This is a genomic window from Gardnerella sp. KA01002 (assembly GCF_049244015.1).
Lineage (GTDB): Bacteria > Actinomycetota > Actinomycetes > Actinomycetales > Bifidobacteriaceae > Bifidobacterium > Bifidobacterium vaginale.
Window position 1 is genome coordinate 189,776 of the sequence record NZ_CP058365.1, and the last position, 17,740, is coordinate 207,515.

The window sequence follows — 17,740 nt, forward strand, 5'->3', positions numbered from 1 at the left end:
ACGCTGCGCGTGAGGCAATAGTAAAGCTTTCAATTTAGCTAAGGAACGAATTATGTACGCGATTGTGAAGGCCGGTGGCCATCAAGAGAAGGTTGAGGTTGGAGACGCCATCCTCGTAAACCGTCTCGATGCAAAGAAGGGCGATACCGTGGAATTCCCGGTCGCGCTCGTTGTTGACGGTGCTAAGGTGACCTTAAGCGCTAAGGATCTTGCAAAGATCACAGTTAAGGCAGAAGTTCTTAACGACGAAGCTAAGGGTCCAAAGATTAGCATTATGAAGTATAAGAACAAGACTGGCGTGGCTCGCCGCAAGGGTCATCGTCAGAAGTTGACTCTCGTCAAGATCACGGCCATCGCCTGATTGACGGTGTTATAAACCTGAAAGGACAGCAAGATGGCACATAAGAAGGGTGCGTCTAGCTCGCGCAACGGTCGCGACTCACAGGCGCAATATCTTGGCGTTAAGAAGTTCGGTGGAGAAGCTGTTGTGGCTGGAAACATTATTGTTCGCCAGCGCGGCACCAAGTTCCATGCAGGACAGAACGTTGCTTTGGGTAAGGATCACACGCTGTACGCTTTGGTGGACGGCAATGTGAAGTTCGGCATTCGTCGCGATCGCAAGGTTGTAGACGTAGTTACCGCCTGAGTAACTCATTAATCTTCTAGCCGCACCCCGTTCGGTGCGGCTTTTTTGTTTTTGCAAATCTGGCGAGTATTGAGCATCAAGTAAGGTAAAAGTTATGAGCGATTTTGTAGATCGAGTAACGGTACACGTTAAAGGCGGCGACGGCGGCAACGGATCCGCAGGCGTGCGCAGAGAAAAATACAAGCCACTTGCAGGTCCAAACGGCGGAAATGGCGGAAATGGCGGAAGCGTTATATTCGTAGCCGATCGCAACGCTAACAGCCTACTCGACTACCGATTCATTCCACATCGCGTAGCGCAGAGTGGCACAATGGGTTTAGGTGATACAAAGGACGGCTCCAAAGGAGAAGACCTTATGTTGCCAGTGCCAGTCGGAACCGTAATTTTTGAGGCGAAGGGTGCATCGGGCGCGCAAAAAAAGCCAGGCAATGTTTTGGCGGATTTGCAACATGTAGGCGACACATTCGTAGTCGCAGCAGGAGGTGCTGGAGGCCTTGGAAACGCCGCTCTTGCCAATAAAACTCGCCGCGCTCCAGGTTTTGCACTACTAGGCGAACCTGGCGAAGAACGAGACGTAATCCTAGAACTAAAGTCGATAGCAGACGTCGCGCTAGTGGGCTTCCCGTCTGCAGGAAAGTCAAGTCTTGTAGCTTCAATCAGCGCTGCAAAACCAAAAATCGCAGATTATCCGTTTACAACGCTTGTTCCAAACCTTGGTGTAGTCAGCTTTGGTGAATACCGCTACACAATCGCAGACGTGCCAGGATTGATTCCAGGAGCTTCCGAAGGAAAAGGGCTTGGTCTAGAATTTTTGCGCCACATTGAGCGCACGGAAATAATCGCCCACGTAATCGACTGCGCAACGCTTGAACCCAATCGCGATCCAATCAGCGATTATAAGGCTTTGGAACACGAGCTTTCGCAATACGCAAACAAGTTGGATTTGCCGCTTGGAGCAATTCCGATTCCAGAGCGTCCGCGAATTATCGTGCTAAACAAGATTGATGTGCCAGAGGCAAAAGAGTTGGCAGAATTTGTGCGAAGCGACTTTGAAAAAATGGGCTTTCCAGTTTTTGAGATTTCTACTGCGTCTCACGAAGGCTTGAAAGAGCTTGGTTTTGCGCTTGGAAAGATGGTGGCTAGTATGCGCGAAAAGCTTGCTGAGCAAGAGGCAGCGCGAGAAGAAGAGCGAGTTGTTATTCAGCCGCTTGAACAGCCAGCATTGAGACGACGCAGAGATGATGGCCGCGGAAGTGCTAGCGACTTTACAATCGAGCGCGAAGAAGACAAAAATGGCGACTTCTGGTTTACTGTTACGGGCGCTAAGCCAGAGCGTTGGGTTGTGCAAACAAACTTCGACAACGACGAGGCAGTTGGCTATTTGGCGGATCGCTTAGCAAAACTTGGTGTAGAAGACGAGTTGCGCAAGAAGGGTGCACGTCCAGGAGACGAGATTAGGATTGGTCGCGGAAACCGCATGGTTTGCTTCGACTGGGATCCAAGCATTGCAGCAGGTGCGGAAGGTTTGGACGGCGCTAGCTTGGGCGCGCGTGGAAAAGACTTGCGACTTGAAGCAAATGACCCTAGAGGTGCAAGACGCACGAATGCGGAGCGCAGACGCGATTATCACATGATGATGGATGCAAAGAGCGCTGTGAGAGATGCGATGATGGCGGAGAGAAAGCAAGGTCATTGGGCAGATCCATCGGTAGATGACGACAAACACGATGAGCAGAGTTTATTTGGACGTGGTGAGTAAATGATTAATAAGGCAGTTGAGCCTACCGAAGATGAGATTCGGCGTTCAATTAGCAATGCGAACACAATAGTCGTAAAAGTTGGCTCTAGCTCGCTTACAGACTTATCTGGTCATTTAGACGTGCAAAAATTACGTGCTCTTGTTACGGCTATTAGCCGTGCTCAAATGTCTGGAGCTAATGTAGTTTTAGTATCTTCTGGTGCTATCGCAGCGGGATTTGGACTACTTGGTTTTAATGAACGTCCTAAAGATGTGCCTACTCAGCAAGCAACAGCATCAGTTGGACAAGGCTTGCTCATGTACCAATATGAGTCAGCATTTGCGGAATTCGGCATAAGAGTAGGGCAAATGCTACTAACGGCAGACGTTACTATAAGTCCTTCGCGTTACCGTAATGCCCAACGCACAATGCTTAGGCTGCTGGAATTAGGCGTTGTGCCAATCGTAAACGAAAACGACGCTCTGTCTAGCAACGAAATACGTTTTGGTGATAACGATAGGCTTGCGGCGCTTGTGGCGAACATTGTGCGAGCAGATGCGCTGGTTCTTTTAACAGATGTTGACGCGCTTTACACGGCTCCGCCTAGCGAACCAGATGCTAAGCGGATTAGTTTTGTTCCAGATGTTACGCGCGCGCTAGACGATGTTAAAGTTGGCTCCAGCATTTCGGGTGTAGGCACAGGCGGAATGATAACCAAAATGGATGCGGCGCACGTTGCTGCTGTTTCTGGAATCCCAACGCTTTTGACATGTGCTAGTAACGCGGAGGACGCACTATTGGGGAAAGCAGTTGGAACCGTGTTCGCGCCACTAAATTCGCGCGCGTCTTCCAGAAGACTTTGGATTGGTTTTGCGTCTAATCCGCATGGCTCGATTATTGTAGATTCTGGTGCAGCTGCAGCTGTTCGAGGAGGGAAAGCAAGCCTGCTGGCTGCTGGAATCGTAGGGGTTGCTGGCGACTTTTCTGCAAGTGATCCAGTGTGGATTGATGACGAGCATGGCAATCATTTAGCCAAAGGGCTAGTTGCATTTGATTCAGATGAGATACCGCAGGTAATGGGGCTTACTACGGACGATTTAGAGGCGACTTTGGGGCGGCAATACGCACATCCTGTGGTGCATCGCGACAATCTTGTGCTTTTATAGCATTTGCTTGCTTTTGCGTTTTTCTTACCTACTGTTGCGAGAGGGCTGGCTAATTCTTGTCTCACAACGCTCCGCCTATTACGTGTAGTCTAGAGTTGCGGTTGTTCCGTTTTGGCTTTGATTTTGTTTTTTGGTTGAAGTTTATTTGTAGTGGTTGATCATTGGATTATTTGGTATCGGCTGCCGCTCTTATACTGTTCGACCAAGAATCACCCAGCCCTCTTACATGCTTGAGCAATTGTGTATAGCTTAATCACCGAGATTCTCGATTTTTCTTGCTCTCTCGGCGAGTCACCACCTTTCGGCGCTGAGGCTCACCTCGCTCGCGGCAAAAAATCTCGAATCTCTACATCACTTGGTGCATTTTCGGGAAATAACGTGTAATGGTTAAACTGTAAGTATGGCAGAAAATATCGCAGCAAATATGGCAGAAAACGAGTTGCAAATCGCAGCAAACGCATCAAACTCTCAATGGCGCTCTATGAGCAATCGCATTAACAAAGTGGCACCGAGTGCAACGCTTGCTGTAGATGGCAAAGCAAAAGCAATGAAAGCCGCAGGAATCGACGTTATTAGCTTCGGCGCAGGCGAACCTGATTTTCCAACGCCGCTCTACATTGTTGAAGCCGCAGCCGCCGCATGCAAAGACCCAAAAAACTATAAGTACACGGCTACAGCTGGTCTTCCAGAGCTTCGCGAGGCGATTGCGCGCAAAGTCAAGCGCGATTCTGGCTACGATGTTTCCCCAAATCAAGTTGTTGTAACGAATGGCGGCAAACAAGCTGTTTACGAAGCATGCCAGATTTTGTTAAACGATGGCGATGAAGTTATAATCCCAGCGCCATATTGGACAAGCTACCCAGAGGCAGTAAAACTTGCAGGTGGCGTGCCTGTGCCTGTTATGTCTGGCGCGGATCGCGGTTTTGAGCCAGATATTGAGGCGATTGAGGCGGCTCGTACCCCACGCACGCGTGCGATTATTGTAACTTCGCCTTCTAATCCAACAGGCGCTATTTGGAGCGCACAAACGATTCGCGCGATTGGCGAATGGGCTGTAAAACACCATATTTGGGTGCTTTCCGACGAGATTTACGAGCACTTGCATTACGACGGCGTAAAAACGTCGTATATTGGCGTAGAAGTGCCAGAAGTGCGCGACCAGCTGCTTGTTTTGAACGGTGTTGCTAAAACGTACGCAATGCCAGGTTGGCGTGTTGGCTGGATGGTTGCGCCGCTTGATGTCGCAAAAGCTGCGATTAAGCTTCAAAGCCACATGACGTCTAACGTTTCCAATATTTCACAGCGAGCAGCTCTTGCAGCGGTTGGTGGGACCTTAGATGAAGTTGCAAAAATGCGTGATTCTTTCGATGCTCGTCGCAAGGCGATTGTGCAAGCGTTAAACAGCATGCAAGGCGTGACTTGTCCTCTTTCGCACGGCGCTTTCTACGCGTTTGCAAACGTTGAGGCACTGCTTGAGTGCCCGATGGGCAAGGATTCTAAGATTCCAGGCACGTCGTCTGTGCTTGCGCAAATGCTACTTGATGAAGCGCATGTTGCCGCTGTTCCTGGAGAGGCTTTTGGTGCGCCTGGTTACTTGCGATTCTCGTGTGCTTTAGCAGATAGTCAGCTTGCCGAGGGCATGAGGCGTATGAAGCAGTGGATTGAAGGCGGCAGCGCGTTTTAAAGGCGCCAGCGCGTTGTTTACGCGCGCAAAAGTCGCCAGCAACCGCGCGTTTAGCGACACTCGCTAATCATAATAAAACCCTTAAATCTTGCCCTTCCGCTAACATATCTATTTGGCGGTTTTGCCAAGTCAATCTTTTTAAGGTATGATTAGCAAGTTCACCTAGGGATGTGGCGCAATTGGTAGCGCAACGGTCTCCAAAACCGTAGGTTGTGGGTTCGAGTCCCGCCGTCCCTGCCAGTTTTATTGTTAACAATTTTCAAACGAAGGATTCAAGCATGGCCAAGGCAAAAGAGAAGAAGCCGAATTTGTTCATGCGTATTGGCATGTTCATTAAGCAAACTATTGATGAGACTCGCAAAGTCGTTGCTCCTCACGGCAAGGAATTGTTTGCTTGGTCAGCTTCCGTGTTTATTTTTGTTATTTTCTTGATGGTTTTCGTCACTGTTATGGACTTCGGTTTGGGTAAGTCTGTTATGTGGCTGTTTGGCTGATTTCAACGAATTTTGAGGGTGTGCGAATATGACTGACGAGTTGAATCTCGAAAATGTTGATTCTGTGAATGATTTTGCGGATTTTGACGCAGCTGATATTTCGGTTGATGCTGCAAATGTTGAGAACGCAGATGCTGCAGATACTGTTGTCGTAGAAGATGCTTCTGAAAATAGTGAAAACGTAGCTGGTGAGACCGAGTCTCCTGCTGAGCCTGCTGAAACGGTTGCTGGCGATTCTTCCGCTGCGCAAGAAGTTGATCCTACAGATGCTGGTGCTGCCGCTGTTGCGGAATTCTCTAAGACTTTGCGCACTCTTGAAGGCAAGTGGTACGTTCTCCACACCTATTCTGGCTACGAGAAGCGCGTTAAAACTAACGTTGAATCTCGTGTACAAAGCTTTGGTTTGGAAGATAAGATTTTCCAGATTGAAGTGCCAATGGAAGAGGTTGAAAAGCACACCGACAAGGGTAAGAAGGTTATTACCCGCGTTCGCGTCCCGGGATATGTGCTTATTCGTATGTGGCCAGATGAGAATGCTCGTCGTATTGTGCGCGAAACTGAAGGCGTTACTGGTTTTGTTGGCCCATCTAAGGAGCCTGTTCCTCTTAGCCGTAAGGAAGTTATCGATATGATGGCTCCTATGATTGCGTCTGAGGCTTTGAAGAAGGCTGGAGATAAGCCTGCTGCGGCTCGTAAGCGTACCGTTGAGGTGGCTTACAAGGTTGGCGATCAGGTTACAGTTACCGATGGTCCATTTGCGACTATGGCTGCCGTGGTGTCGGATGTGGATCCTACAACGCAGAAGCTTACGGTTCTTGTTTCTATCTTCGGTCGCGAAACTCCTGTGGAGCTTGGATTTAACCAGGTAGAGCCTATTGTTTGATTTTTAATGCGCGTTTTGTGATTGTTGCGCGTATCTGATTTTATCAGTGCATAAGTCGGGGTGTGGTGTTTGCTGCATCCCGACTTTTGTTTTGTTTTTTTTTTGGGGGGGGGAATAATCCGTAATTTTGTAATGTAATTTTTTATAATGTAATCAAAAACCCCGAGCTATTAACCCGGGGTTATGAAAGAGAAGAGAAGAAGAGAGGTTCAGTTATTAGTTCTTGCAAATCATTCGTTATGTTGATTTGCTTTTTCCTTGATGTCTCTATAATAGGCATCCTTTACTTAAGACAAAGATGTTATTGCCTGTGAATTACCTGAAAATCTTGTAAAAAATCCCTACGTTTCGCCATTTTTGTGTATATTTCTTTATTTTTCTGTAGTTCGAGTGCAGTCTTAATAATTTAGCGTTAAATTCTTTGAATTTTGTTAAATCTTTTGTTGATACTGTTCTCTGATGTGCCGTATGCTTGAATCATGTCAGAAATTGCAGAATCTACGAATAGCGATGAGTCTAAAGTTTTACCCACTTCTGAATCGGCTAATTCTTCTGAATCGGCTAATTTGCCGATGTCTATTTCTGCACGATTAGGTAAATTGCAATTCCATCTTTCTGGCAAATTTCGTGTTTTGCAGTTTGCAGATGTTCAGGATGCTCCAAAAATTAGCAAAGATACAATTAGGCTTATAGAGTCCGCTTGTGATGCTGTTAAGCCAGATATTGTGATTTTTACGGGTAATCAAATTGCTGGATATGTTAAAGATTTTGCGGATACATTTGTACGCAGACGCTGGTCTTCGGAGGCTTTCGACTCTTCCTCAGGACGATTTTCTGATAATTACTCGCCTAAGGATGAGTCGTATGCAGAAAAACTAGATGCAACGCGAAAAAAAGTTATTGAGCACATTAAGCGTATGGTGCAGCCTTTGGAAGATCGTTCAATTCCATGGGCGCTGACTTACGGAAACCATGATTTTCAATGTGGGTTAAGCAATGAAGAATTGGATTCTTTGTATCAAGAGTTTAAGGGTTGCATGAACCGTTCTTCGCAAAACAAGTCGAATAATTATGATTCTTCTAGTTGCAATGTTGCAGCTTTGCAATCCACTAAATGCATATTGCCAAATCAAATCATTTTTCCTTGTGAAGCTGGTACGTTTGCGCTTCCAGTTATGGATGTGAATCAGGAAAATGTTGTATTTTCATTAGTTTTGGTTAATTCTGGAGACTATGAGAAGAGTGGAGGTTATGGGAAACCTTCGGATAAGGCACTTGATTTTTTGAGAAATTTGCCAAAGTTATCGCCTCCAAAATTCTGTGTTTTCCAGCATTTTCCTCTTCCTCAATACTATGGTTTAATGCGTGAAGTTTCTAAAGATTATGCGTCTCAGGAACATGCGATCGAGGGGTACAGGCGTTTTGCTGGGAGATATTATGCTTTAGACGATAATCGCGTTTTGCCAGATGGTTATCTTGGAGAAGGTGTGAGTTGCCCAGATAAAGACAGTGGGGAATATGATATTTTGCAAAAGATTGGCACTTTCGCTTTCTGCGCAGGGCATGATCACAGAAACGCGTTTGCTGGACGTTGTAAAGATTCGGATATGCTACTTATGTCTACTGCAACGTGTGGTTTTGGATCTTATGGGCCAGCTGCATCTAAATGTGGTGCAAGACTTATCGAATTTGACATACGTCACCCATACGAGCCTAGAACGCAAATGCTTGAATTTGGTGATTTAGTTGGAAAACCTTCGTCTAAAAAGGCGTATACTTATGGTCTAAACGCGGATTGCGATCACGATTTGCCAGAAGTAGATTTATTGCAAAAACCTTCGCTTTTTGCAAGGCTATTGAGAAGATGGCGGTCTCGCGCAGCAAAGTAGCTTGGTTAATGCTCGAATTGGTATGTGCTATTGGCACGCATGTCGGTATTATAGTGATTAGTTTTAGTTGCAAACGAAAGAGGTAAATGTGTCTGCGCATAATACGGCTGAACAGAACGAAAGTGGCATTGACGCTGCAGACGTTTTGCATGTAGAAGGTGGCAAGCCGCTTAACGGAGCTATTAAAGTTCGTGGTGCAAAAAACTTTGTTAGTAAAGCAATGGTTGCAGCTTTGCTTGCTCCTGGGAAATCCGTGTTAAAGAATGTTCCAGAAATCAGAGATGTTCACGTTGTTTCTGATTTGCTGCGTTTGCATGGAGTAAACGTAGATGTCGATGGTGCTGCAGGCGTTGTTAGCATTGACGCAAGCAAGGTTCAGCTTGCTGATGTTGCAGACGTAGATACATTATCAGGATCTTCGAGAATACCTATTCTCTTCTCTGGTCCGCTTCTTCACAGACTTGGTGAGGCTTTTATCCCAGCTTTAGGTGGGTGCAATATTGGAGGGCGTCCAATAGATTTCCATCTTGAAACTTTGCGTAAACTTGGTGCGAATGTAGATAAAGATCATGAGGATGGTATTCATATTACTGCTCCTAACGGTTTGCATGGCACTAAAATTCATCTACCTTATCCATCGGTTGGTGCCACTGAGCAAACTCTTCTTGCAGCCGTGCTTGCAGAAGGTAAAACAGAGCTTTCGGGTGCTGCAATTGAGCCAGAAATTATGGATTTGGTGGCTGTTTTGCAGAAAATGGGCGCTATTATTTCTGTTGACGTTGATCGAACATTTAGGATTGAGGGTGTTGATAAGCTTCAAGGCTACAATCATACGGCTTTAACAGATAGGATTGAGGCGGCATCTTGGGCTTCGGCGGCGCTCGCAACTCATGGTGACGTGTTTATTAAAGGTGCTACTCAGCCAGAGATGATGACCTTCTTAAACGTGTTCCGTAAAGTTGGTGGTCAGTTTGACGTTACTGATAACGGTATTCGATTCTGGCATCCGGGTGGTGATTTGCATCCTGTTGCTATTGAAACCGATGTTCATCCTGGTTTTATGACTGATTGGCAGCAGCCTCTTGTTGTTGCTTTAACTCAAGCTAAAGGTTTGAGTATTGTTCACGAAACTGTTTATGAGAATCGTTTTGGGTTTACAAAACCACTTGTTCAAATGGGCGCTATGATTCAGTTGTATCGCGAGTGCTTAGGTTCTCTTCCTTGCCGATTCCAGCAGCGCAATTACAAGCATTCTGCTGTGATTTTTGGTCCAACGCCTCTTACTGGTCAAGATATTGATGTTCCTGATTTGCGAGGTGGTTTTAGTCATCTTATTGCTGCTCTTGCAGCTAAGGGTCCATCTAACGTTAAGGGTATTTCGCTTATTGACCGTGGTTATGCAGATTTCCGCGGTAAGTTGACTGCTCTTGGCGCGGATATTGATTGAGCGATTTGAGCAATGTGAGTAATGTGGATAAATTTTCCCTTATTTTTCTAGGGTTTTGATGGCTTTGGTACACATTGTTCTATAAGTATTTTCAATACGCAAATTAGTCTATAAAGTTTGCAGCACAGGATTATTGTCATTTTGATTTTATGAAAGTGCGGCAAATATGGTTTGTGTGGGCGGAAGATATCAGATTCTCGGAAAACTGGGAGCTGGAGGAACATCTACTGTTTATCTTGCGGTAGATAATGTTCTTCATAAGCAATGGGCTATAAAAGAAACTGCTACTGATTTTGATGACGATAAAAAAGCCTTGATTTTACAGTCTTTGCGCGCAGAAGTTGAGGTTTTAAATCATTGCAATCATCCTTCTATACCTAGAATTGTTGATTTTTTTGAGGAGAATGGCAGAACATACGCTGTTCGCGACTATGTTGATGGATTTTCTTTAAAATCAATGATTTTACAAGAAGGTGTTATGAGTCCTGCCGAAGTGTGTAATTTAGGTATACGATTGTGTGGCTTATTGCAATATCTTCATTCACTTAATCCTTCTATTGTTTATTGTGATTTAAAACCATCTAACATTATGCTTGGTGCGGATTCAAAAGTTTATTTAATTGACTTTGGATCTGCGTTAGAAATTAAAAATAAAGATGGTGTGTTGGTGCAACCAAGCAGATTTAAACAAGATGCGCGTTTTGCTACTCGTGGATTTGCTGCTCCAGAACTTTTTAAGCCTGAATCCAAAATAGGCGTTTTTACTGATGTTTATTCTCTTGGTGCTACATTGTGGTTTGCTCTTACGGGTAAATGTTTTTCTGATAATAAGACTATAGACTCAGGAAACTCAATAAACTCAGAACATTATGATGCTACAAAGCACTTTACTAACTTCGACTTAGCTGATGGTGGTTTTGCTAACGATCTTCAAGCTGTTTTAATGCGTGCTATGTTAGAAAATCCTTTGGAGCGTTATGCGGATTGTAAAGAATTTGCTCAGTCGTTGGAGGATTGCTTAGAAAATTATTTAGGAGACAATTTAGATTCTGGCGTAGAGGGTATAGAAAATATCAGGTCGCGTGTAAATCATTATAAGAATAATCGTCGTGATAAACGTAAGAGTAGTCGTAGGAGTATGCGTAAAAATACTCATAAAAAGAGTGGTAGGAATAGTTATCGAAATATTGTAATCAAAATTATTTGCTGCATACTTATGGTTGTTGTTGGCTGCTTTTTGATAGGAACATCATTGCATTCTTTAACATCAAATAGTCAAATAAGTAGTCGAAAAAATGATTATGCGCGACTGACTCGTAACAATGATGAAAAAAGAAACAAGAATGCTATAGAGAAAATAAGTGATGTTGAAAAATATAAAAACTACATGAGAACAGCGGCAAAATCAGTGGATTCTAAGCAGGTGATTCAAAATGTTAATCAAGCTATGCGATTGCAAATAAAACTTTTTAATGCCAATATTCAGCCGCTTTCCATTCAACCAATACTCAGACTTTTAGTGCATCAAATTGAAGATTTTCGGTGGACTCTTGATGAAAGAGAAGATTTTACAGCGTTGATTAATGAGTATAAAAACACGCTTAAAAAATCTGAAGATTGGTATGAACTGTGCTTATCTGTGGGTAAAGCATATTGGTATTATAGCGTTGAAAATGGGGAAGAAGTTAGTGATTCAAATAGAAAAACTCGCATAACAGCAGCATCTGAATGGTTTAAAGAAGCGTTAAAAGGTGTTAAATCAAAAGACTATGAGTTGGCATCAATGTATTATTCGATTGGAAGTGAGTATTTAAGCTTTGCATCTTATGCGGAAGGAAAATCCAAGCCGCAAAATGTTGATTATATTACGAAGTTGCATAATTTTATTGAAAATGCTAAGAAAAATCAGAACGAGATTGTAAAAATAGATGCGTGTGAACTTGTTTTTAATTCGCTAAAATCGTGGATTAGTTTATTTAAGTCTTATGCTGTTAGTCAAGATAGTATTGAAAATATTTTTGACGACGCGTTAGATTTAGCGCGATCTATAAAGTCGCAAAATAAAAACGTTGACAATAGAGTTAAGCAGATAATGAGCCAAGCAGATCCGTTAATTGATTCAATTGAAAATATATTTGACAATGGCGGCGCTTAGGATTTGCAAAGAAAAAGCCCACTGCGGTGGAATGAATGCAGTGGGCTTAGTGGAGCTAATGGTAATCGAAACCACGACCTCTTCGATGCGAACGAAGCGCTCTACCAACTGAGCTATAGCCCCATTGTTCTACAACAACTCTGCACACTGTACTACAAGGTGCGTAAAAGTACAATGCTAAACCAGTATGGAGTGTTGCAAAAAACGTTTAAATGTCAATAATAATGTGCCTAATGCTTATTTGTATTTTCATATAGTGCACACATTTAGTATGCATATGTGGAAGCTACATTGCTGTCATAAATCCGCCAAAAATCACCACAAGAATCGCTAAGACTTCAATAGTATAGAACATTATTAATGATGCCCAGCTGCGAGTCAGCACATTTAAGCGTGATGTTTTAGGCACTATTACAAGTAGTCCTACGAATAAAACAGCGTATACAGCAACGCCAAATCCTGCAGATATTATTCCAAGGTTTGCTGCATTAGCCAGTCCAGCTGCAGACCCATAAACGACGTATGTTGAGTACCAAAAGCTTAGTCTTAGCAAGCATAAGCCGCTTATAAATTGTTCAATCGTTAGAAAAATAACGAATAAGAATCTCCACAGCCATTTTTTAGACTCTATTAATGCCATTGCTAGTGTTGTAGCTGTTGCAACGGTTGTAACCCATGCTATAAACACAACGCCTTGTGGTGTTAAACCAGAATAATGTTGAACAACCCATGAAGTGTGTTGTACTGCTAATGTTCTACCTATCCAATATGGAATGACTATTGCTGCTAGAAGCACTGCAAAGTAGAGTATCCAGCGTTTAGGATTAGAGTGACGTTTGGAAATATCTGCTATCGATAGCTCAGATTCCAATTCGTTAGGTGATCCAAGTGTTTTATCTGCGTTAGCATCAGTGTTTGCTTTACGCTGATCCATCTTTTGCCACTCTCCTTTAAACGCGTTAAACACTTTAAAGCTAGATCAAATTTGTAATATCAAATTCTCAATGACTACATTACCAGCAAAATAAAATATACGCGAAAAACGCCTGATTGTCTGTAAAAAATCTCGAATCGTTAGCTGGTTATCAGTCTGTTAATCAGCCTCGTTAATCGTTAGTCTGTGTTGCGTGTGCACGGTAAGTGCGCTAACGTTCTTGGTTTTGTAGTCAAATATCGGTTTTAAGGAAACAAATTCAGGATTCAAATCATAATCTCATAATCTAAAGCGTGCAATATAATTGTTAATCCGCGCAAAATGCGTGCATAAAAAGTGCAACACGGCACTACAAAACAGGATTTTAGGTATTCTTATGGGATTTATTCATTTTATTCTTAATCTTCTTAAAGACCCGCGTTCAGCTATAGCTGGTTGGATTGCTATGGGTACAGCTCCTGCTTTGGGATTGATATTCTTAATCATTTTTATTGAAACAGGCGTTGTGTTTTTCCCATTTTTGCCTGGAGATTCTTTGCTTTTTGCAGCAGGATTCTTTGCTGCTCCAGATTCGCAAACTGGTAAAAGTTCTCTTCCGCTTATGCTTTTGCTCGCGGTTGTGTGGATAGCACCTATTGTTGGCGACCAGTGCAATTATTTCATCGGACACTTTTTCGGCAGAAGAATTGTTGAATCTGGTAAAGTTAAGGCATTGACTCCAGAACGCGTTGCTAAAACAGAGAAGATGATTGATAAATGGGGTCCTCTTGCTGTGTTTTTAGGTAGGTTTTTCCCGTTTATACGAACTTTTATGCCTTTTATTTCGGGTATTTCTGGAATGCGTTGGACTCGTTTTACTCCTTTCTCGATTCTTGGTGGAGTGGTATGGTCGTCGCTTTTTACAATGCTCGGATATTTCTTCGGCAATATTCCTTTTGTTCAGAAGAATTTTGAGCTTGTTATAGTGGCGATTCTGCTGATTTCTCTTGTACCAACGTTTATTGGACTTTATAAAGCTCATGATGCTAACAAAGCTAAGAAATGTTTGGAGAAGTAGGGTATTAGTAGAATTACGAGTATTCAATCGAATTAATCTTGTTAACACGTTGTTGTAGAATTAACACTTGGCGTGTAACGCCCGCGGATTGAGAGCGCTGCATCATAAGGTTGCAGCACCGCGCAGTGATATTAAGGAGGACGCCGTGGCATTGACGGCTGAAGATAAGAAGAGCATCATCAACGAATACGCGACACATGAGGGTGACACGGGTTCCCCAGAGGTCCAGGTTGCTTTGTTGAGCAAGCGTATTGCTGACCTTACTGATCACTTGAAGGAGCATAAGCATGATCACCACTCTCGTCGTGGTATGATGCTCATGATTGGTGATCGTCGTCGTCTTCTTGATTATTTGAAGCGTGTAGACATCAACCGTTATCGTTCTTTGATCGATCGACTCGGATTGCGTCGATAAGTCTTTTTTGCCCGGGCATAAGCTCGGGCTTTTATATTTTCATGATGAATATTTTCATTATGTATTTATCGGGTTTATCGGTTTTAGTGGGTTTGAAGTAGAATAGAAAAGCTTGAATTAAATCTATTAGTTTTAAACAGACTTATAGTGTCTAATTTGTAGAGTTATGGAAAAACTATAGAAAATATTGTAGAGACTTATATTTTTGGATTTTAGAATTTAGGATTCATAAGATTTATAACTGAAGATTTAGAAGCATAATTGAATATGGATGATTGAAGTAGCCGAAACAAAAAACACTACGAAAAGAAACATTGGCATATGCAAATTTGCAAATTCGCGTGGATGTTAGAGGTAAACAAATAACAAAAGCGAAGTTGTCAATGTTATTACGCATGTTGGTTGATTAGGTAAGTTAAGAAAAGGAGGAACCCGTGGAGGGTCCCGAAATTAAGGCTGTAGAAGCCGTTATTGATAATGGTTCATTTGGAAAGCGTACGCTACGCTTTGAAACTGGTCGCCTTGCTCAGCAAGCAGACGGTGCTGTTGCCGCATATTTGGATGATGATTCCATGATTTTGTCGACGACGACTGCAGGATCTAGCCCAAAGGAAAATTACGATTTCTTCCCATTAACTGTTGATGTGGAAGAAAAAATGTATGCTGCTGGAAAGATTCCAGGATCTTTCTTCCGCAGAGAAGGACGCCCGTCAAATGAGGCAACACTTGCGTGCCGTATTATTGACCGCCCATTGCGCCCATTGTTCCCACACACTTTGCGTAACGAAGTGCAAGTTGTGGAAACGATTTTGGCAATTAATCCAGATGATGCATACGATGTTATTGCTTTGAATGCTGCATCTGCATCTACTATGATTTCTGGATTGCCGTTTGAAGGCCCAGTTTCTGGCGTTCGTTTGGCTTTGATTGATGGTCAGTGGGTTGCTTTCCCACGCTGGAGTGAGCGCGAGCGTGCAGTATTTGAGATTGTTGTGGCTGGTCGTGTTATTGAAAATGGCGATGTTGCTATTGCAATGATTGAAGCTGGCGCTGGCAAGAATGCTTGGAATTTGATTTACAATGAGGGTCAAATCAAGCCAGATGAAGAAGTTGTAGCTGGTGGTTTGGAAGCTGCAAAGCCTTTTATTAAGGTTATTTGCGACGCTCAGAATGAGTTGAAGCGTATTGCAGCTAAAGAAACCAAGGAATTCCAGCTGTTCCCAGAATACACTGACGAACTTTATGCAAGAATCGATGAGATTGCTCATGCTGATTTGAACGAGGCTCTTTCTATTGCTGAAAAGCTCCCACGCCAAGATCGCATTGCTGAAATTAAGGAAGGCGTGCGTGCTGCAATCGCAGAAGAGTTTACTGATATGGACGATGAGGAGAAGGAAAAGGAACTTGGTAACGCCTTCAAGGAGTTGCAGCGCCAGATTGTTCGTCGTCGTATTTTGACGGAAGATTACAGAATTGATGGTCGCGGTTTGCGCGATATTCGTACGCTTAGTGCAGAAGTTGATATTGTTCCTCGCGTTCACGGTTCTGCGCTATTCCAGCGTGGTGAAACCCAGATTTTGGGCGTAACTACTTTGAATATGCTTAAGATGGAGCAGCAAGTGGATGCGCTTTCTGGTCCGCAGACTAAGCGCTATATGCACAATTACGAAATGCCTCCATATTCCACTGGTGAAACTGGTCGCGTTGGATCTCCAAAGCGTCGCGAGATTGGTCATGGTGCTTTGGCTGAGAAGGCTTTGGTGCCAGTTTTGCCAAGTCGTGAAGAGTTCCCATACGCTATTCGTCAGGTGTCTGAAGCTATTGGTTCTAACGGTTCCACTTCTATGGGATCTGTTTGCGCGTCTACGCTTTCTTTGCTCGCCGCTGGTGTGCCTTTGAAGGCTCCAGTTGCTGGTATTGCTATGGGCTTGGTTTCGGGAGATGTTGATGGAAAGCATATCTTCAAGACTTTGACCGATATTCTCGGTGCAGAAGATGCTTTCGGAGATATGGACTTTAAGGTTGCTGGTACTTCCGAGTTCATCACTGCTTTGCAGCTTGACACTAAGCTTGATGGCATTCCAGCTGATATTTTGGCTGCCGCTTTGCAGCAGGCTCACGAAGCTCGTGCAACGATTCTTGAAGTTATCAACGAGTGCATTGATTGCCCAGCTGAGATGAGCCCATTTGCTCCACGCATTATCACAACTACGATTCCTGTAGATAAGATTGGTGAAGTAATCGGACCTAAGGGCAAGATGATTAACCAGATTCAAGAAGAAACTGGTGCCGAGATTGCCATTGAAGATGATGGTACTGTTTATATTTCTTCTGAAGGCGGCGAAGCTGCTCAGAAGGCGAAGGAAATCATCGACTCTATTGCAAATCCTCGTATTCCAAAAGCTGGTGAAACTTTTACTGGCAAGGTTGTTAAGACAACGAGCTTTGGTGCTTTCGTAAACTTGACTCCTGGAAGTGACGGATTGCTGCATATTTCTCAGATTCGTAACCTTGCTAATGGCGAGCGCATTGATACTGTTGAAGATGTGCTTAAGGAAGGCGATAACGTAGAAGTAATCGTACAAAGCGTGGATGAGCGCGGTAAGATTTCTTTGGCCATTCCAGGTTTTGAGAATCAGGAATCTTCTGCTCCAGCGCCTCGCGAAAACCGTGGTCGCGCTCCTCGCGAAGATCGTGATGATAGGGATGATCGCAGAAGCGATCGCCGACGCGCTCCACGTGACGATAGGGATGATAGGGGCGATAGGGATGAGCGCCCTCGCCGCCGTAATGTTCGTGATGATCGTGATTCGCGTTATGACGATAGGAATGATCGAAACGATAGAAGCGATCGTTCTGACCGTTATGAGGATCGTTCTTCCAGAAGGGATGATCGCAGGGATAATCGTTACGATAACAACGATTTTGAAGATCGTCCTCGTCGACGCGCTCCACGTGAAGATCGTTATGATGATAGGGATAATCGCGATGATCGCCATGAAGATAGGTCTGCTCATCGCAATGCCGATCGTCGTGGAAACGACCGTAATCCACGTTACGCAGCTGATGACGATCACTATGATGAGTATCGCGCGTCTCGCGAAGAGCGTTCTGAGCGCCCTCGTCGTAGGATCCGTCGCGATTTTGACCCGTTTGACGAGGATTAATCTTAAGTCAAATAGATGAACGCACAAAAGCGTAGTCGCATAAAATAAAAATAATTCTAAATGC

General features: G+C 43.9%; 14 protein-coding genes and 2 tRNA genes. 14 read left to right on the forward strand and 2 right to left on the reverse strand.

Annotated features, from left to right (window positions below; all coding sequences use genetic code 11):
* Positions 1–52 precede the first annotated feature (52 nt).
* From rplU to HXT60_RS00725, 11 genes are all read left to right on the forward strand, one after another.
* Complete coding sequence (gene rplU, locus HXT60_RS00675) at positions 53–361, forward strand: 50S ribosomal protein L21 (RefSeq protein ID WP_004111933.1); 309 nt, start codon at positions 53–55, stop codon at positions 359–361.
* Positions 362–394: 33 nt separating this feature from the next.
* The gene (gene rpmA / locus HXT60_RS00680; RefSeq protein WP_004106248.1) at positions 395–646 is read left to right on the forward strand and encodes a 50S ribosomal protein L27; all 252 of its coding nucleotides are present in this window, start codon (positions 395–397) and stop codon (positions 644–646) included.
* A gap of 94 nt (positions 647–740) precedes the next feature.
* Positions 741–2,405 (forward strand): GTPase ObgE, encoded by a 1,665-nt coding sequence (gene obgE, locus HXT60_RS00685; protein WP_004115954.1) that lies wholly within the window; start codon positions 741–743, stop codon positions 2,403–2,405.
* Complete coding sequence (proB, locus tag HXT60_RS00690; RefSeq protein ID WP_415699157.1) at positions 2,406–3,551, forward strand: glutamate 5-kinase; 1,146 nt, start codon at positions 2,406–2,408, stop codon at positions 3,549–3,551.
* 424 nt (positions 3,552–3,975) lie between these two features.
* Positions 3,976–5,235, forward strand: coding sequence for a pyridoxal phosphate-dependent aminotransferase (locus HXT60_RS00695; protein ID WP_421791401.1), 1,260 nt, complete (start codon positions 3,976–3,978; stop codon positions 5,233–5,235).
* A 164-nt stretch (positions 5,236–5,399) separates the two neighbouring features.
* A tRNA-Trp gene (locus tag HXT60_RS00700) sits at positions 5,400–5,475 on the forward strand.
* A gap of 38 nt (positions 5,476–5,513) precedes the next feature.
* Entirely contained in the window at positions 5,514–5,729 is a 216-nt protein-coding gene (gene secE / locus HXT60_RS00705) for a preprotein translocase subunit SecE (protein ID WP_004111941.1), read from the forward strand.
* A 28-nt stretch (positions 5,730–5,757) separates the two neighbouring features.
* Positions 5,758–6,612 carry a transcription termination/antitermination protein NusG gene (gene nusG / locus HXT60_RS00710; RefSeq protein ID WP_421791160.1) on the forward strand — a complete coding sequence of 285 codons (855 nt, stop codon included), beginning with the start codon at positions 5,758–5,760 and terminating at the stop codon, positions 6,610–6,612.
* 479 nt (positions 6,613–7,091) lie between these two features.
* The gene (locus HXT60_RS00715) at positions 7,092–8,501 is read left to right on the forward strand and encodes a metallophosphoesterase (protein WP_009994437.1); all 1,410 of its coding nucleotides are present in this window, start codon (positions 7,092–7,094) and stop codon (positions 8,499–8,501) included.
* An 88-nt stretch (positions 8,502–8,589) separates the two neighbouring features.
* A complete protein-coding gene (murA, locus tag HXT60_RS00720; RefSeq protein ID WP_004124216.1) occupies positions 8,590–9,948 on the forward strand; it encodes a UDP-N-acetylglucosamine 1-carboxyvinyltransferase in 1,359 nt (452 codons plus the stop codon).
* A gap of 166 nt (positions 9,949–10,114) precedes the next feature.
* Complete coding sequence (locus tag HXT60_RS00725) at positions 10,115–12,103, forward strand: serine/threonine protein kinase (protein ID WP_421791162.1); 1,989 nt, start codon at positions 10,115–10,117, stop codon at positions 12,101–12,103.
* 50 nt (positions 12,104–12,153) lie between these two features.
* Here the strand turns inward: HXT60_RS00725 and HXT60_RS00730 are convergent.
* Positions 12,154–12,226, reverse strand: a tRNA-Ala gene (locus HXT60_RS00730).
* 163 nt (positions 12,227–12,389) lie between these two features.
* Positions 12,390–13,037: a hypothetical protein gene (locus HXT60_RS00735; protein WP_019261886.1), complete on the reverse strand. Its 648-nt coding sequence runs from the start codon at positions 13,035–13,037 to the stop codon at positions 12,390–12,392.
* Between the two features lie 376 nt (positions 13,038–13,413).
* Here HXT60_RS00735 and HXT60_RS00740 point away from each other — a divergent pair, with 376 nt between their 5' ends.
* The 3 genes from HXT60_RS00740 (at position 13,414) to HXT60_RS00750 (ending at position 17,676) form a co-directional block, all read left to right on the forward strand.
* The gene (locus HXT60_RS00740) at positions 13,414–14,094 is read left to right on the forward strand and encodes a DedA family protein (protein WP_421791164.1); all 681 of its coding nucleotides are present in this window, start codon (positions 13,414–13,416) and stop codon (positions 14,092–14,094) included.
* 145 nt (positions 14,095–14,239) lie between these two features.
* Positions 14,240–14,509: a 30S ribosomal protein S15 gene (rpsO, locus tag HXT60_RS00745; protein ID WP_004111957.1), complete on the forward strand. Its 270-nt coding sequence runs from the start codon at positions 14,240–14,242 to the stop codon at positions 14,507–14,509.
* A gap of 434 nt (positions 14,510–14,943) precedes the next feature.
* Positions 14,944–17,676: a polyribonucleotide nucleotidyltransferase gene (locus HXT60_RS00750; RefSeq protein WP_421791166.1), complete on the forward strand. Its 2,733-nt coding sequence runs from the start codon at positions 14,944–14,946 to the stop codon at positions 17,674–17,676.
* The last annotated feature ends 64 nt before the right edge of the window (positions 17,677–17,740 follow it).

What these genes read in the sequence shown, in the direction of transcription:
- rplU (WP_004111933.1), top strand. Translation starts at nt 53, where the DNA reads ATGTACGCGATTGTGAAGGCCGGTGGCCATCAAGAGAAGGTTGAGGTT.
- rpmA (WP_004106248.1), top strand. Translation starts at nt 395, where the DNA reads ATGGCACATAAGAAGGGTGCGTCTAGCTCGCGCAACGGTCGCGACTCA.
- obgE (WP_004115954.1), top strand. Translation starts at nt 741, where the DNA reads ATGAGCGATTTTGTAGATCGAGTAACGGTACACGTTAAAGGCGGCGAC.
- proB (WP_415699157.1), top strand. Translation starts at nt 2,406, where the DNA reads ATGATTAATAAGGCAGTTGAGCCTACCGAAGATGAGATTCGGCGTTCA.
- HXT60_RS00695 (WP_421791401.1), top strand. Translation starts at nt 3,976, where the DNA reads ATGGCAGAAAACGAGTTGCAAATCGCAGCAAACGCATCAAACTCTCAA.
- secE (WP_004111941.1), top strand. Translation starts at nt 5,514, where the DNA reads ATGGCCAAGGCAAAAGAGAAGAAGCCGAATTTGTTCATGCGTATTGGC.
- nusG (WP_421791160.1), top strand. Translation starts at nt 5,758, where the DNA reads ATGACTGACGAGTTGAATCTCGAAAATGTTGATTCTGTGAATGATTTT.
- HXT60_RS00715 (WP_009994437.1), top strand. Translation starts at nt 7,092, where the DNA reads ATGTCAGAAATTGCAGAATCTACGAATAGCGATGAGTCTAAAGTTTTA.
- HXT60_RS00725 (WP_421791162.1), top strand. Translation starts at nt 10,115, where the DNA reads ATGGTTTGTGTGGGCGGAAGATATCAGATTCTCGGAAAACTGGGAGCT.
- HXT60_RS00735 (WP_019261886.1), bottom strand. Translation starts at nt 13,037, where the DNA reads ATGGATCAGCGTAAAGCAAACACTGATGCTAACGCAGATAAAACACTT.
- HXT60_RS00740 (WP_421791164.1), top strand. Translation starts at nt 13,414, where the DNA reads ATGGGATTTATTCATTTTATTCTTAATCTTCTTAAAGACCCGCGTTCA.